General features: G+C 55.5%; 16 protein-coding genes. 5 read left to right on the top strand and 11 right to left on the bottom strand.

Annotated features, from left to right (window positions below):
* Positions 1-31: 31 nt before the first annotated feature.
* The 4 genes from EO133_RS17665 to EO133_RS17680 form a co-directional block, all read right to left on the bottom strand.
* Complete coding sequence (locus EO133_RS17665; RefSeq protein WP_164735081.1) at positions 32-2,494, bottom strand: glycogen/starch/alpha-glucan phosphorylase; 2,463 nt, start codon at positions 2,492-2,494, stop codon at positions 32-34.
* 381 nt (positions 2,495-2,875) lie between these two features.
* A complete protein-coding gene (locus tag EO133_RS17670) occupies positions 2,876-3,892 on the bottom strand; it encodes a PAS domain-containing sensor histidine kinase (RefSeq protein WP_164735082.1) in 1,017 nt (338 codons plus the stop codon).
* A gap of 87 nt (positions 3,893-3,979) precedes the next feature.
* On the bottom strand, positions 3,980-4,150 hold the full coding sequence (locus EO133_RS17675; protein ID WP_127073974.1) for a DUF1328 domain-containing protein: 171 nt from the start codon (positions 4,148-4,150) through the stop codon (positions 3,980-3,982).
* A gap of 76 nt (positions 4,151-4,226) precedes the next feature.
* The gene (locus EO133_RS17680) at positions 4,227-5,024 is read right to left on the bottom strand and encodes a response regulator (RefSeq protein WP_127073975.1); all 798 of its coding nucleotides are present in this window, start codon (positions 5,022-5,024) and stop codon (positions 4,227-4,229) included.
* A 164-nt stretch (positions 5,025-5,188) separates the two neighbouring features.
* On the opposite strand from EO133_RS17680, the gene EO133_RS17685 reads away from it, so the two are divergent.
* The 4 genes from EO133_RS17685 (at position 5,189) to EO133_RS17700 (ending at position 6,848) form a co-directional block, all read left to right on the top strand.
* A complete protein-coding gene (locus tag EO133_RS17685; protein WP_127073976.1) occupies positions 5,189-5,389 on the top strand; it encodes a NepR family anti-sigma factor in 201 nt (66 codons plus the stop codon).
* A gap of 13 nt (positions 5,390-5,402) precedes the next feature.
* Positions 5,403-5,957, top strand: a complete 555-nt coding sequence (locus EO133_RS17690; protein ID WP_127073977.1) for a sigma-70 family RNA polymerase sigma factor — start codon at positions 5,403-5,405, stop codon at positions 5,955-5,957.
* 119 nt (positions 5,958-6,076) lie between these two features.
* Complete coding sequence (locus EO133_RS17695) at positions 6,077-6,421, top strand: ElaB/YgaM/YqjD family protein (protein WP_127073978.1); 345 nt, start codon at positions 6,077-6,079, stop codon at positions 6,419-6,421.
* Positions 6,422-6,425: 4 nt separating this feature from the next.
* On the top strand, positions 6,426-6,848 hold the full coding sequence (locus EO133_RS17700; RefSeq protein WP_127073979.1) for a hypothetical protein: 423 nt from the start codon (positions 6,426-6,428) through the stop codon (positions 6,846-6,848).
* Between the two features lie 88 nt (positions 6,849-6,936).
* Here the strand turns inward: EO133_RS17700 and EO133_RS17705 are convergent, their stop codons facing one another.
* Both EO133_RS17705 and EO133_RS17710 read right to left on the bottom strand, forming a co-directional pair.
* On the bottom strand, positions 6,937-7,161 hold the full coding sequence (locus EO133_RS17705; RefSeq protein WP_127073980.1) for a hypothetical protein: 225 nt from the start codon (positions 7,159-7,161) through the stop codon (positions 6,937-6,939).
* Between the two features lie 307 nt (positions 7,162-7,468).
* Positions 7,469-8,467, bottom strand: coding sequence for a PRC-barrel domain-containing protein (locus EO133_RS17710; RefSeq protein WP_127073981.1), 999 nt, complete (start codon positions 8,465-8,467; stop codon positions 7,469-7,471).
* Positions 8,468-9,065: 598 nt separating this feature from the next.
* On the opposite strand from EO133_RS17710, the gene EO133_RS17715 reads away from it, so the two are divergent.
* Positions 9,066-9,530, top strand: coding sequence for a DUF805 domain-containing protein (locus EO133_RS17715; protein WP_127073982.1), 465 nt, complete (start codon positions 9,066-9,068; stop codon positions 9,528-9,530).
* Positions 9,531-9,562: 32 nt separating this feature from the next.
* Here EO133_RS17715 and EO133_RS17720 read toward each other — a convergent pair whose 3' ends face one another.
* From EO133_RS17720 to EO133_RS17740, 5 genes are all read right to left on the bottom strand, one after another.
* Entirely contained in the window at positions 9,563-10,741 is a 1,179-nt protein-coding gene (locus EO133_RS17720; protein WP_127073983.1) for a BaiN/RdsA family NAD(P)/FAD-dependent oxidoreductase, read from the bottom strand.
* Positions 10,742-10,811: 70 nt separating this feature from the next.
* On the bottom strand, positions 10,812-11,465 hold the full coding sequence (locus EO133_RS17725; protein WP_127073984.1) for a L,D-transpeptidase: 654 nt from the start codon (positions 11,463-11,465) through the stop codon (positions 10,812-10,814).
* 227 nt (positions 11,466-11,692) lie between these two features.
* The gene (locus tag EO133_RS17730) at positions 11,693-12,175 is read right to left on the bottom strand and encodes a RidA family protein (protein ID WP_127073985.1); all 483 of its coding nucleotides are present in this window, start codon (positions 12,173-12,175) and stop codon (positions 11,693-11,695) included.
* An 84-nt stretch (positions 12,176-12,259) separates the two neighbouring features.
* Positions 12,260-12,673 (bottom strand): c-type cytochrome, encoded by a 414-nt coding sequence (locus EO133_RS17735; protein ID WP_127073986.1) that lies wholly within the window; start codon positions 12,671-12,673, stop codon positions 12,260-12,262.
* Between the two features lie 11 nt (positions 12,674-12,684).
* The gene (locus EO133_RS17740; protein WP_206513545.1) at positions 12,685-14,271 is read right to left on the bottom strand and encodes a flavin monoamine oxidase family protein; all 1,587 of its coding nucleotides are present in this window, start codon (positions 14,269-14,271) and stop codon (positions 12,685-12,687) included.
* Between the last annotated feature and the right edge of the window lie 54 nt (positions 14,272-14,325).

Consider the following 14,325-nt stretch of genomic DNA (forward strand, 5'->3'; position numbering starts at 1 on the left):
GCCCATCCGACCCGATGGCCGCTTGCAGGCATTAAAGCGCCTTCCAAATCTCCTCCGCATATTGGCGGATGGTGCGATCCGACGAGAACCAGGCAACACGGGCCGTGTTATGGATAACCTTGGTGTTCCAGACCTTGCGATCGGCCCAATAGTTATCGACCTGCCGTTGTGCTGCGTAGTAAGCATCGAAATCTCGGGCCACCATGAACCAGTCATGCTCGTACAACCCGTCCATAAGCGAACGATAACGCTCCCTGTCGTCAGGCGAGAACACACCGCCCGCAATTGCCTCGATGACCTGATTGAGCGTCACGGAGCGCTCGATCACATCCCGAGGCGAACGGTTCTGGGCGCGCAATTCGTTGACCTCGTCCGCCGTCAGACCGAAGATCGCAATATTGTCCGGCCCAACCCTTTCGCGAATTTCGACATTGGCGCCATCAAGCGTACCGATGGTCAAGGCGCCATTGAGGGCAAATTTCATATTGCCTGTGCCCGACGCCTCCATCCCTGCAGTCGAAATCTGTTCGGACAAATCGGCAGCGGGAATGATCTTTTCAGCCAGCGACACGTTGTAATTGGGCAGGAACACGATCTTGAGCAAACCACGGACCGCCGGATCGGTATTGACGACCCTGGCAACGTCATTGATGAGCTTGATGATAAGCTTTGCGTTCCAATAGCTCGGCGCGGCCTTGCCCGAGAAAATCTTCACGCGAGGCTGCCAGCTTTTTTCCGGATGCGCGCGGATCAGATTGTACTGCGCCACCGCTTCCATGATGTTGAGCAATTGCCTCTTATATTCATGGATACGCTTGATCTGCACATCAAACATTGCGTGAGGATCAACAACCACGCCCAACCGCTCGCGTATGACATGAGCAAGAGCTTCCTTGTTGGCCAATTTCACCGCCGCGAATTGCTCCTGAAAGCCCACGTCCTCGGCATGGGCATCGAGCTTGATCAATTGCTCGACATCATCCTGGAAACCGCCACCGATGCGATCCCCGATCAGCTTGGTCAGGCCAGGGTTGCACTGCAGCAGCCAGCGGCGAGGTGTGACGCCATTGGTCTTGTTGTTGATCCGCTCGGGATACATCTTATGCAACTCGGCAAAGACCGTCTTTTTCATCAACTCGGTATGAAGCGCCGAAACTCCATTGACCGAATGCGCGCCGACAAAGGCGAGCTGTCCCATGCGCAACCGTCGGCCTCCAGCCTCATCGATCAGCGAAATCGACGCAATCTGGCCGTTGTCGAGGCCCTTTTCGCGCGCTTCTTCCAAAACCATGGCGTTGATCGCGTAAACGATCTGCATCTGACGCGGCAGCATGCGTTCGACCAGCGCCACCGGCCATGTCTCCAGTGCCTCGGGCAAAAGCGTGTGGTTGGTATAGGCGAACGTGCCCTTGGTCAGTTTCCAGGCCTCGTTCCACTCCAGTCCCTGCACATCCATCAAAATGCGCATCATCTCAGCAATCGAGATCGCCGGATGGGTGTCGTTGAGCTGGATTGCAACCTTGTCCGGCAACGAACCGAGATCGCCATATTGCTGCAAGTGCCGCCGCACGATGTCCTGCAGGGACGCTGAAGAAAAGAAGAACTCCTGCCGCAGGCGCAATTCCTGCCCGGCAGGACTATCGTCGGCCGGGTAGAGCACCCGCGTTATTGCTTCGGCCTTTGCGCTCTCTTCAAGCGCCCCGATATGGTCGCCCGAATTGAACCGGTCGAGCAGGATCGGATCGATCGGCTGCGCGCTCCAGAGGCGAAGCGTATTTACCCGCGCGCCGCGCCAACCGACAATCGGTGTGTCAAATGCCACCGCCAACACATGTTCGCTTGGATGCCAGACCTGCCGAACGGTTCCGTCCGCTTGCTCCACCGGCTCCACATGCCCGCCAAAGCCGATTTCATAGGCGCTTTCGCGACGTTCAAATTCCCACGGATTGCCATGAGCAAGCCAGTCTTCGGGCAACTCGACCTGCCAGCCTTCGCTCATTTCCTGCCGGAAAAGGCCATGGACATAGCGAATGCCGTAGCCATAGGCCGGCACCTTGATCGACGACATCGATTCAAGAAAGCATGCAGCAAGGCGCCCCAGGCCGCCATTGCCCAGCGCCGCATCGGGTTCGCGCTCGATCAATTCCTCAATATCGACGTTGAAGGATTTCAGTGCCTCACACACAGAGTCCATCAAGCCCATATTGGAAATGGCGTCACGCAGAAGCCGACCAATCAAAAATTCCAGGCTGAGATAATAGACGCGCTTTTTGGAATTGCGCCAGGTGTCGCGTGTGGATTCCATCCACTGGTCAATTATGCGATCTCGCACAGCCAGCGTGGTCGCTGTCAGCCAGTCTGTCCGGCGGGCAACTATGGGATCTTTGCCGACCGCATAGGTCAGCTTTTCTAAAATCTCGCTCTTGAGACTTTCAGCATCGTTTGCGCGGGGCTGAGGTTTGGGAGCATCGTAAACGATCGGCTTTTGCGGCATTTCGCAACCCATATGTCATCATCATCAGGCTCCTCCCCTCAGAGTACGAACAGTCTTGCACGAGAACAAAATCGTTTCCAGCAAGATTTATTGCAGGACGACTATGCGAATTTTATCGCCTTGCCGGAACCGACGACCCAGTTGGCGCATTTACCGAATGTGAATGGGCGCCCCCCTACGCCCTTCACGCCCAAGCCCTAACCCTATGGAGGATCGCATTCCGCGCATCCTCCATTTTTTTATTCTTTGTGCGGAACGATAAGGCCCGTCAGTCGTTAGTGGCGCAAGCTGCGGCGTTTCCCCCAAGCGCCAAAGCCTTGCGGGAGACCGGTTTGTGCAAGGCAAGCCGGTCTCTCTATTTTGCGCGGCCTCCCGAAAAGCTCAGCTTATATGCCGCCCATGGATCCGCAAACGATAGGTCAGCGTATCGGAAGAGATTTCGATCTTGCCATCGCCCTCAACGGCAAGCGGCACAACCGTTTCCAAAAACTTGCGGGACAATTCGTCAAATATATTGCCGTCGGCCGCATTGCTCCTGGTCAAATCTGCCTTTCCAGTTTCATACCAGTCGATGACTAGAGCTGCATCGCCTTCTTCATCGGGCAACAGACGTGCGACGATATCGACGCGTGCATCCGCGGAAACAAAGCGTCCCTCACGAACACCATTTGCCAGCAGTTCGTGAATGGCCAGCCCCACATAGAGAGCTGCAGTCGGTGAAATGACAGCATCTACGCCGCTTTGGAAAACCGGCAAGGGCTTTTCACCATTGAACAAGGCAGCCTGGCGCGCGACGAGATCGGAAAACAATGCTCCCTGCCAATCCCGATCGGTAACGAGATCCTGCGCGCGCGCAATGGATTGCAATCGACCGGAAAAAGCCGAGACAAAGCCCGTCAACGAACTGGAATTACGTGCGGTTTGCGTTGCAAGGCTCAAGACGATGGCCAGTAGATTCTTGGATCTGTGACTGACCTCGCGCAGCAGATTCTTGATCTGCAATTCGCGCCGCTTTTGCTCGGTTGTTTCAACGAGCGCTGTAAAAACCCCCTGCACTGCGCCAGATCGGTCATGGTCTGGATCCATCCAGATATCGAACCATCGCAGGTCATCGCCGATCTTGATCGGCATTTCGAGCTTTTGCGCTTCCCCGCCATCGAGAATTTTGCGCTTGGCGGCAAGCAGTCTCTCGGCAGGCAATTGTGGCAAATACCCGATATCGGTGAAACCGATCACCCGAGCACTCTCAATGCCGTGGGGCAGGTTTTCTGCCCAACGGCAAATCAGATCGTCCGATTGATAAAAAAGCGACGCCCCGGCCCGGTCCAGCGTACGCATTATAAATGCAAATCGGTGAGAGCGATCGAAATCGTTCTCACCGATTACATCCCGATGCATGTCCTGTCCTTTAGCGAGGTCTCTGTCTCTAATATTCACAATCCCCACATCGGGCCCCATCCGACACCACTTCAATACCCGCCTGACTTACCGGGGTGAACGACGAGTCCATCCAACTATAAGGCTAATGACCATCGCCACCAGAAACACAAAAAACAGGATCTGAGCAATAGACGTGGCAGCGCCCGCGATCCCACCAAAACCTAAAACAGCAGCAATGAGCGCAATTACCAGAAAAGTTAATGCCCAACTAAGCATAACTATCTCCATATCTTCTATTTTTTACATAAGTAAAACGCGCTCAACTAACTGCAGTTCCCTTCAAAAAATTAACTTATGCCGCTTGCTCGATCTGCTCCGAAAAGAACAGAACCTGGCTGACAAGCGCCTTGACCATATCCGGCTGGAACGGCTTGGTAACAAGAAACGCCGGCTCCGGACGCTCGCCGGTCAGCAAACGCTCCGGGAATGCTGTAATGAAAATCACCGGCACACTTACCTTCTGCAGGATATCGTTGACTGCATCGATGCCTGAGCTGCCATCGGCCAACTGGATATCGGCCAGAACGAGCCCTGGACGCCTTTCATTGAAAAGCTTGAGCGCCTCGGAATGGGTTCGGGCGACCCCGGTTACTGTGTGCCCCAAAGACTCGACCATTTGCTCTATATCCATCGCGATCAAAGGTTCATCCTCAATGATCATGATGTCGGTTGCGACCTGTTGAGCCATGTCTCGGGAGGCCTGATCGATCAGCTCGGCAAATTCGCCTTCGCTTACGCCCAGGATCGTGGCACCCTCGGCATGAGAAAAACGCTCAACCGCCATTAGCAAAAATGCCTGACGGGGAAGTGGCGCGATAGCCTTGAGACTCTTTCGAGCCTGCGCCTCCCACGGATCGACCGTTTCGGGCAGGGAATGCAAATTGATGTCCACCGAGCGCCACATTCTGGAAAAAACGCTATACAAGGCAACTTTGGGATCCAAGTGCTCTGGAAAAATTGACCGATCTGCGACCAGCGCCTCAAGCATGGCCGCGACATATGCGTCACCACTGGCTTGGCTTCCGGTCAACGAGCGCGAAAAGCGCCGCAAATATGGAAGATGTGGTGCAACGACTTCGGCAAGATTCATTGAAAAAAGCTCCCTCGCGATACTCCCCCGTGCCGCAGGTTACGGACGGACTGCAATGGTAGCAATAACGCGCGCGCAAAAAGGAAAGTTCCCAACCTATGGAACTTTTTTTGCATATGCTCGTTTGCAGAACAAATATTTGAAATTTGAATAGGTGAAAAACAGTGAACCAAACCAAGCACAGCAGGCTTCCGGAAGCCGAAGGAGACGATAACGGCCCCGAAAATGCGGGCTTAAGCTCGGATTCTCAAGCCTTTATCGGGCTGAAGCTCCGTGAGCTTTATGACGATGTAGTTGCCGAACCGATCCCGGAACGCTTCATGCAACTGCTCAATCAACTCGGCGACAACAAGAAACCAGAATAAGGGGCGCCAAGAGATGTCAGACTACGATTTCCGATCAGAACTGCTCTCTGTGATCCCAAACCTGCGCGCATTTGCCATGTCGCTTGTCGGCGCGGCAGACAAGGCCGATGATCTTGTGCAGGAAACCTTGGTGCGTGCCTGGGACAAGCGCTCCACTTTTACGCCCGGCACCAACCTGAAGGGTTGGCTCTTCACAATTCTGCGCAATGAGTTTTATTCTCAGATGCGCAAACGCAAGCGCGAGGTTGCCGACCCCGAGGGCGCGATGGCCGAGCGGCTTTCGACCCATCCCGAGCAGGTGGGCAAGCTCGATATGGAAGACTTCAAGGCGGCGGTGAATCTTCTGCCTGACGACCAGCGGGAAGCCCTTATCCTTGTAGGCGCTTCGGGCTTTTCTTATGAGGAAGCCGCAGCGATATGCGAATGTGCTGTCGGAACGATCAAGAGCCGTGTCAGCCGAGCCCGTGTGCAACTGACAAAAACCCTTTCGCTCGAGGGCGACGGCGAATTTGGTCCGGATGCCGTTTCTGTCGGCGTGATGAATTTGACCTCACCTTCAGCAGCATAGACCACAAGCTATTATAATATAAAGCATTTTTACGTTGAGGTTTCAGAAGAAATTCTGGAACCTCAACTCGCTTTGCGCGTTGGCTTCTCAGTATTCATGCAATTGAAGGGAGTCCTATTATGGCACGTGGCGAAACAGCAGCGCGCAGCCGCTCAGGCAATGGCAACAACCAAGATCCTGCAAAAGAACTCGATGCAGAGATTGCGGCACTGCGCGAAGACGTTGCCGCAATTACTGCGACACTGGCCGATCTTGCTAAACATCGCGGCCAGGAAGCCAAGGCCGAGATAAAAAAGGTACGAAACAGTGCCATCGCCAAGGGCGAAGAGGCCGTCGACATGGTCAGCGAGAACGTTCAAGCGGCGGAAAATGAATTCAAAACCATGATCCGCGACAAGCCGATCCAGTCGGTGCTGATTGCCGCAGGTGCCGGATATATTTTGTCCAAAATCCTGAGGGTGTAGGACGATGGCTCTGCCGGTGCCCTTTGCGGCGCTGGCCAACCAGGCCGGGCAAACTGCCCGGTCTGTTGGTTTTACCGTCGCAATTTACGTGGTCCTTGCGCTTGTCGGATTGACGGGCTTGGGCTTTCTTTTGGCCGCGGCCTTCATGGCGGTCGCAGCCGCAACCAATCCACTTGTTGCCGCCCTCATCCTCGGCGGTGCGCTTTTAACAGTTTCAGCAATCGCATTTGCCATTATGGTTCAACGTGCCAAGGTCCGCAAACTTGAGCAGAAACAAAGCGCGGCAAATGCCGCCCTGGTCGCTTCAAGCATTTCACTCGCGAGCACGGGCCTCAAGCTCGCCTCCCGAGTGAAAAACCCCATGTTCTGGCCGGCTGTCGCGACTATTGCGGCCGGTTGGTATCTCACCCGCAATTCCAAGGAATAAAGCCAGCACCTGATCTCAGATGTGACGAAGGCCGGTCAGCAGTGACCGGCCTTTTCTGTTTCCTCCATATAAACCAACGCCGACACTCCTATCGTTCGTTGGCAAGCGAATTGAGCTTCATCAGCTTGGAAAGCTCCAGGTCAACATCGCGAATGACCGCCTTATGCTTGGGAGCGGCATGATGGTACTTGTAGCTTCTCAAAAGCTCGATCTTTCGCGCGTTGGATAGTGTGGAATCCTGCGCGATGTCCTTGGGGCTACGCCGCACACCGCCCGCCTGGAAGTAAGTAGAGATATTCTTGTCTGTGGCCATCTTCGTCTCCTCCTCGTCACTGAACAACGCAGATATCGATAAGCCTGTTCCCCGCAATCTTTTTTGATATCTGTCAAAAGGCGGCCAGTTGCTTCATTTGCATTTTTCCCGTGCCGCCGTTTGGCCCTGCAGTGAGCATGCCATGATGCGATGACAATCCTGCAACCCCTCGACCTGAAGCATACGAAGGACCCGGGGTGTAATAATGGCAATGCCGATCTGCGGCGAAGCCTGTGGTAAAGGCTGTGGATAACGAAAAGGGCCGCCCGAAAAGGCGGCCCTTGCAATTGCGAAACGTCAGCCCAGATTACTGAGCGATAATCGAGCCATCGGCAGGCGAAGCAAGATAGGCATCTTCGTCATACTCGGGAGCTGCTTCAAGCTCCGCTTCCGTCAGGCTGGTGCGTAGAACCAGGTTGCCGGTGTCATCACGCAGGAAGTTCAACTCTGCAAATGAAACCGCAACAGGCTTGGCGCCAATACCCAGAAAGCCGCCAAAATCGATGATCACAGCCTCGACTTCTCCACTTTCGGAAAGAATGACATCACCGATCGAACCGATATTCTCATCGCCAGCACCGTAAACGGTGGTGCCCAACAGTTCATCCGCTGTTATTTCGGTTGTGGGCACTTCCGTATAGGTTTCCCAACCGATGGCATCGCCTGCAGGGGCCATTGCCGGATCAGCGGGCTCCATAGCCGGATCAGCGGGCTCCATTGCCGGGTCAGCAGGGGCCATTGCCGGGTCAGCAGGGGCCATTGCCGGGTCAGCAGCAGGAACTTCGGGATCGCCAGCAATGTCGTCGACGAACCATTCGCCCTCGCGTTCGCTTGCGAGCCATTCGGCCCGTTCGAAATCCGCAGCATTTTCGAGCTCTTCACGCGTCTTGCTGGTCACAAGGCGTTGATCGCCGTTGTTGTCGACCACAAGTTCAAGATCGGCCCACCCGATCGCTACGTTTTTCTGACCGATGCCGAGAAAGCCGCCAACGCCAACCACGACAGCGGCTACGCCGCCATCCTGGGCAAGAATGAAGTCGTTGACTTCGCCGATGGTTTCCGCATCGTCGGCGGTAGAATTATGGATGTCCATGCCCAGCAATTCCGTGGCCAGCCAGCCGTCAGCATTGATGCCCGCTTCAGCGGCGGTAACAAGCGGATCGGCCGGAGCTTCGGGAGCCATATCGGTTGCAGGGGCTTCCATAGCCGGGTCCATCGGAGCCGGGTCCATTGGCGCTTCCTGAGCGTAGGCACCGCCTACCATAACCAGAGAAAGCGCAGTAGAGGCAAGTAGCGTGCGAAACATAGTTTTTCTCCTTATTTCGCTAATTTATTGTCTGAATGGCTGTCGAAATTGTCTGTCCAAGCAGTCAGCAGCCACCTGCTCCATCAACGTCGCTTCCCCCCGGCAGTTCCGCAAAACACAAACTAAAACTTAAATTTCAAATATTTGGACCAAATTTGGAACCGCACCTACCGCCGACCGTTTTATATAATTGGGCCAAATAAAATGCAGGCCGAAGCAAGGCAGAATCGCCATATGACGGGCACAATTCGGCCCTCGCATGAGCATAATGAATAGCTAATCTTCCTGAGTCGGCTTGGATACATTGCCTCGAGGTTCCAATACATGCGTCATTGGTTGTCGCGTTCACGTTCCACCGCTTCCGCCCCCATCAGAGGACAGGACAAGCGCAGTTTCATCATCGGCTGGCTGTCCATACTTGCCGTTGGCGCAGCAATGTTCGCAATCATTACCCTGCCCCTTTCGCACTCAAAGTACGAACTACAAGTGGCGGGACAACCGATCGAAACGACCGCCACGCATTCGCAGACATAAAGAATCTTGCTAATGTCCCTATTTGCGGGTGCCGGTAAGCGCACCCTGACACTTGGGGGAAGCAATGGAACTTTTTACGACATTTGATGGGCGGTTGAACCGCCAGCGCTTCTGGCTTGGCGTGCTGGTGCTGATTGTCGCCTCGCTGGTGCTGGGCATCGTACTGTCGCTGCTGCTAGGCGGTATGGGCGAAGCAGGCCTCTCGCTCGCATCGCTATTGCTATATCTGCTTATGCTGTATCCGGGCCTCGCCATAGCCATCAAGCGGCTCCACGATCGCAACAAGTCCGCAATGCCTTGGGCAATTATCTTTTTTGGACCGGGCCTGTTGCTTCAAATCATGCAGGTGCTGGGCATAGGCTTTTATCCAGTGCAATTTGAGAGCGAAACGCTAATCGTGCCCGATATGCTGGGTATGATCGTCACGCTCGCATCGGCAGTCGTTGGAATCTGGGCGCTTATTGAATTGGGCTTTCTTAAAGGCACCAAAGGCCCGAACGCCTTTGGCCCTGACCCTTTAGAACAATAAGAAGCTGCAAAGAGCATAGGATGGGGCGGAGCCTAAGCGCTCTGCCCCGCACACCAGCCTGAAGCCCAGGCCCATTGAAAATTATAGCCGCCGAGCCACCCCGTGACGTCGACGGCCTCGCCGATGAAATAGAGCCCAGGCACCGTTTTCACGGACATGTCCTTTGCACTCAGCGCATCGGTATCGATACCGCCGAGCGTCACCTCCGCCGTGCGATAACCCTCCGAGCCCACAGGCTTGACTTGCCAATCCTGGAGCGCAACCGCCAGCCGTGCAATCTGCTTTTTGGAAAGATCCGCAAGGTTTCCAGTGGTTGCCGTTTCTTCGACGATCTTTTGCGCAAGGCGGCGCGGCAGCGCCGTGGCCAAGGCGTTGAGCACTGAAGTCCGGCCATTGGCCGCCCGTTGTTCGGCAAACCACTGCGCTATATCCGTCTCAGGCATCATATTGATGCCGATGGCATCACCCTCACGCCAATAGGAGGAAATCTGCAGGATCGCAGGCCCCGACAGACCGCGATGCGTAAACAACATGGCCTCGTCGAAATGCATCTTGCCGTGCCGGATACGTGCATCGAGAGAGACGCCGGAAAGCGGCTTTATGGTTTCGAGTAGTCCAGTCTCGAATGTCAGCGGTACAAGCGCGGGCCGCGTTTCAGTGATCGGGACGCCAAACTGCTCGGCCACCTTATAGGCAAATCCTGTGGCCCCCATCTTGGGGATCGACTTACCCCCCGAAGCGACAACGAGCGAGGTGCAGGAAACCCGACCGTTATCGGTTTCAAGCGCGAACCCGTCATCCGCACGCTCGATCTTGTGAACGCTCGTGTTGAGCAGCAACTCGGCGCCAGCAACCCTCATCTCGGCAACGAGCATATCGATAACCTGCTGCGCCGAACCGTCACAGAACAACTGACCAAGCGTCTTTTCATGCCACGCAATGCCATAGCGCTCGACAAGCGCGAGAAAGTCCCGCGGCCCGTAGCGCTTGAGCGCCGAAATCGCAAATCGGGGATTTTGCGACAGGAAGCGGTTCGGCGCGGTATGAACATTGGTGAAGTTGCAGCGCCCTCCGCCTGAAATGCGGATTTTTTTGCCCGGCGCTTCGGCATGATCGAGCACCAGAACGGAGCGCCCACGCTGCCCGGCGATGGCGGCACACATCATGCCTGCGGCGCCTGCGCCAATAATAACAACGTCAAAATGGCGCATGGTATGGCCCTATAGAAAAAGACCCTGCCTTATAAAGACAGGGTCCTGAAAATTCAAAGCATGACGCAGTTTACGCAACGATAATCGGAGAGCCTTGGGAAACCCGGCCATAAAGATCGATCACATCCTGATGCAGCAAACGCACGCAACCGGAAGAGACCGCGTCGCCAATCGTCCAGGCCTCACCGGACCCGTGAACGCGATAAATCGTATCGCGGCCATTCTCGAAGATATAAAGCGCGCGGGCGCCGAGCGGATTGTCGAGGCCGCCGGGCTGGCCGTTGCGCCATTCCTCCAAATGCGGTTCACGCGCAATCATTTCGGCAGGCGGTGTCCAGGTTGGCCACTCACGCTTGTATTGAATATAGCCCCGGCCCGACCATGAAAAGCCTGCGCGTCCGATGCCAACGCCGTAACGGATGGCCTGACGGTTCTCCCGGACGAGATAAAGATAGCGCGAGGCGGTATCTACAACCAATGTGCCGGGCCGTTCGCCTGTCGGATCATCGACTACCCGCCGATAATATTCGGGTTTGAGATGGCGCAAGTCGACTGCGGGGACCGGGTGCCTTTCATTGGGCAGCGGACCATACATGTTCACATAGAACGGATCGAACTGCGGCTGCGCCGGAACTGGGGTCGGCTCCATATTGGTTGTCGCGCACCCGGCCAGCGCCAGAGCGGAGAGGCTTGCTGCCCCGGTTAGAAACTCCCGTCGGATCATTTTACGCCGTATTATCCTTGGTAATGAGTGTCAGTCGCCCCGATATGAAGTATTTAACCAAAATTGGTTACGATTGCTTAAATGTGCGTCCAGTTCCCCGGCAGCGGCGAGTCCGAGAAAAAAAATGAAATGAGCCGGGAGAAAGCAATGGCTTTCCCCCGGCGGTAAACTTGGTCAAAGCTTGAAACTCAGGTCATCGGGCTCCAAGCCAACCAGCAATGGCAACATCATGGCCGAACGGCAACCACCTCAATTTCCACGAGCCAGCCGGCATTTGCCAGCCCGGCCACTTCAAACACCGAGCGAGTAGGCAGGTTGGGTTGCTCTTCGGTGCCAAAGAACTCGACATAGCCCTCCATAAAGCCGGCAAAATCCATCGTGCCGCTTTCATCGGCCACCAGATAGACCTGCATTTTTACGACGTCGCCCATGGTGAGATCGAGATCTTCGAGCGTTGCTCCAATTCGATCGAGAACGGAAATCGTCTGCTCGCGCGTGTTGCCATAGGCCGCCAGAGTGCCCGGCTCGGCATCCTGATTGATGACACCGGGCACGGCGCCACTGAGATAGACGAGGGTCGCGTCTGCCGGGATTTCAACAGCCCGCAAAATAGGGAAGGTCGAACCCGGATTATGGTGACGGATAACCTCCGCGTTGGCCGCCCCAATGCTGGCGAGCGACAGCGCCGCCCCCACAACAAGTGTCTTCATTCTTAATACCTTTCTTCGGTTGGATTAAATCCGCAGCCGCGACGCCAGTCGCGGCTGAAAATCACACTCCTCCCAAAGTCAATTTTATCGGGTGATTTCGACCATCTCCGCTGTCACCGGATCCGGATAGTCATTGCCGAAGCTGGTGCGGATATACTCGATCACAGCGGCGATTTGCTCATCGCTGAGAATGCCGCCAAGCGGCGGCATGGCCGCCTGTCCGTGGATCGTGAGGTAGATCGCATATTCGGGGAATTCGAGATTGGGATTCTCCGCAAGTGCGGGATAAGCGCCAGCCCCTACGGCGCCTTCGCCGTTAGACATGTGACATGCCGCACAAACTGCCCCATAAATGCCTGCCCCGGTTTGCTGGGTCAGAACCGAGCTGCTTGCAAAGAACTCATCGTATTCGACAATCTCGCGTTCGGCACTTTCCTGTGTCACGGCGAATGGCGTGATAGCGGCGACAGCGGCAGCGGCAATCAGAAAACGTTTCATAGCGCGTCTCCTCAATTATTGGTTGCAACGTCATGGAGACGTGTAATCGCATCGAGAGAGGACAATATCGCCCCTTCCATCCAGGCTGGCAGGTAACTCAGGTGCTCCCCTGCCATTACCACCCGTCTGTCCATTGCGACGGCATCCTGATACTGGGCCTCCTTGTCCTGCCACAACCCATAGCAGCCAAGCACCCACGGCACCCGATGCCAGGCAACCGAAACCCCGGTTTTGAATTCCTCATTATATTGGGGGTGGATTTGTGCTCCGTATTCCAAAGCCTTTGCAACCCGCTCCTCATGCGGCAGCGAACTGAACTGATAGGACGTCGCCCCCCAGCTATACGCGCCGAGCAAGACACCGGGCTTTTTCTGGAAATAGTCGTTGGAAGGATAAGAGATCATCGAGATCGGCAGATCGGTATAGGTGATCCCGCCAAAGATGTGCTCGTCTTCTTCCCAGAAGCGTCGGTTGAATTCGAGCCCAACCTTGACGGAACTCGCATAGTGCATCGTGGAGATGACACTTGAGAGCGACGAGCTGAAATTGTGCTCGATCTGGCCCAGGATCGAGAACGGAATGGTGCAGACGCAATAATCGGCGGTTGCCGTGCCCGAAGCGCCACCATTTTCCCCATCCTCGAAAGTGACGGTGACGCCATCGTCATCCTGCAGGATGGAGGTTACTTTCTTGTTGTAGCGTATCAACCCGTTCAGATTTTCTTCCATCGCCCGGGCAATCATGTCCATCCCGCCGCGTGGCTGGAACATGGGCATGGAGGTATTAAGCGATTCCGCCGAGGCCAGGGAACGCCAGAGGCCCGACTCAAGAACCGTGGACAAGTCCATGGGGTCATTGGGGATCGGAGCGCCATCGACACCGCCGCCCGGATAGCGCTCATAACCACGCCGCGCGCTTGCCGAACCCGACGCGACATATTCATTGTCCGAATTCAGCGCGCCGAAGCTTCGCAGGGAGGTCAGCAAACGTTCCTTGTCCTCGTCGGTCATCACCTCATCAAGCGCACCCTGGTCTGTCACTTTGGACAGCAATTCAGCGATATGCCCCCGGTAATCGGTGTTGATCTCACGATAGCGGATCGGACGGCCATCGAAGGCCGAGGCCGAATGCAAATAGGCATTGTTGTTGATCTGGATGAACGGCTCAAGTTCCACCGCAAGCCGCGCGCAATAATCGAGCACCCCATAGTGGTTGTAGGGAATGCGCCAAGGGCCGGGGTTGAAATAGTTGCCCTCTGCAAAATCGATCTGCTGTACGGCGCCGCCCAACTCTTCGTAGGTGTCGCCGCTGCGCAACGTCCAGCAGCGGCCACCGGCCTTCTCGCGATATTCGAGAACCTCGACCTCGTACCCAACGTCACGCAATTCCATTGCAGCGACCATACCGGCAAGACCGGCTCCCAGAATCAGGACCTTGGTGCCCTCGGGAGCCTGGCCGAGTTGAATAGGACCGTTATAGGATGATGCTTTGGCGACTCCCATCATTGCCATCGCCTGGTACATCAGCGCTGCCCCGCCAACAGCCCCAACCATAGAGAGAAACTCTCTGCGAGTGGGTTGCGCTTGCTCCTGGTCCATTATTTCCTCCAATGAACGATATGTATGCAAGCTTGAATAATGCCTTCTACAGAG

Source organism: Pelagibacterium lentulum (assembly GCF_003992625.1).
In the GTDB taxonomy this organism is placed as follows: Bacteria; Pseudomonadota; Alphaproteobacteria; order Rhizobiales; family Devosiaceae; genus Pelagibacterium; species Pelagibacterium lentulum.

Coding starts and splice junctions, on each gene's coding strand:
- EO133_RS17715 (WP_127073982.1), top strand. CDS start 9,066: ATGGAACTTTTTACGACATTTGATGGGCGGTTGAACCGCCAGCGCTTC.
- EO133_RS17710 (WP_127073981.1), bottom strand. CDS start 8,467: ATGTTTCGCACGCTACTTGCCTCTACTGCGCTTTCTCTGGTTATGGTA.
- EO133_RS17690 (WP_127073977.1), top strand. CDS start 5,403: ATGTCAGACTACGATTTCCGATCAGAACTGCTCTCTGTGATCCCAAAC.
- EO133_RS17675 (WP_127073974.1), bottom strand. CDS start 4,150: ATGCTTAGTTGGGCATTAACTTTTCTGGTAATTGCGCTCATTGCTGCT.
- EO133_RS17700 (WP_127073979.1), top strand. CDS start 6,426: ATGGCTCTGCCGGTGCCCTTTGCGGCGCTGGCCAACCAGGCCGGGCAA.
- EO133_RS17695 (WP_127073978.1), top strand. CDS start 6,077: ATGGCACGTGGCGAAACAGCAGCGCGCAGCCGCTCAGGCAATGGCAAC.
- EO133_RS17720 (WP_127073983.1), bottom strand. CDS start 10,741: ATGCGCCATTTTGACGTTGTTATTATTGGCGCAGGCGCCGCAGGCATG.
- EO133_RS17680 (WP_127073975.1), bottom strand. CDS start 5,024: ATGAATCTTGCCGAAGTCGTTGCACCACATCTTCCATATTTGCGGCGC.
- EO133_RS17735 (WP_127073986.1), bottom strand. CDS start 12,673: ATGAAACGTTTTCTGATTGCCGCTGCCGCTGTCGCCGCTATCACGCCA.
- EO133_RS17730 (WP_127073985.1), bottom strand. CDS start 12,175: ATGAAGACACTTGTTGTGGGGGCGGCGCTGTCGCTCGCCAGCATTGGG.
- EO133_RS17740 (WP_206513545.1), bottom strand. CDS start 14,271: ATGGACCAGGAGCAAGCGCAACCCACTCGCAGAGAGTTTCTCTCTATG.
- EO133_RS17725 (WP_127073984.1), bottom strand. CDS start 11,465: ATGATCCGACGGGAGTTTCTAACCGGGGCAGCAAGCCTCTCCGCTCTG.
- EO133_RS17665 (WP_164735081.1), bottom strand. CDS start 2,494: ATGCCGCAAAAGCCGATCGTTTACGATGCTCCCAAACCTCAGCCCCGC.
- EO133_RS17670 (WP_164735082.1), bottom strand. CDS start 3,892: ATGCATCGGGATGTAATCGGTGAGAACGATTTCGATCGCTCTCACCGA.
- EO133_RS17705 (WP_127073980.1), bottom strand. CDS start 7,161: ATGGCCACAGACAAGAATATCTCTACTTACTTCCAGGCGGGCGGTGTG.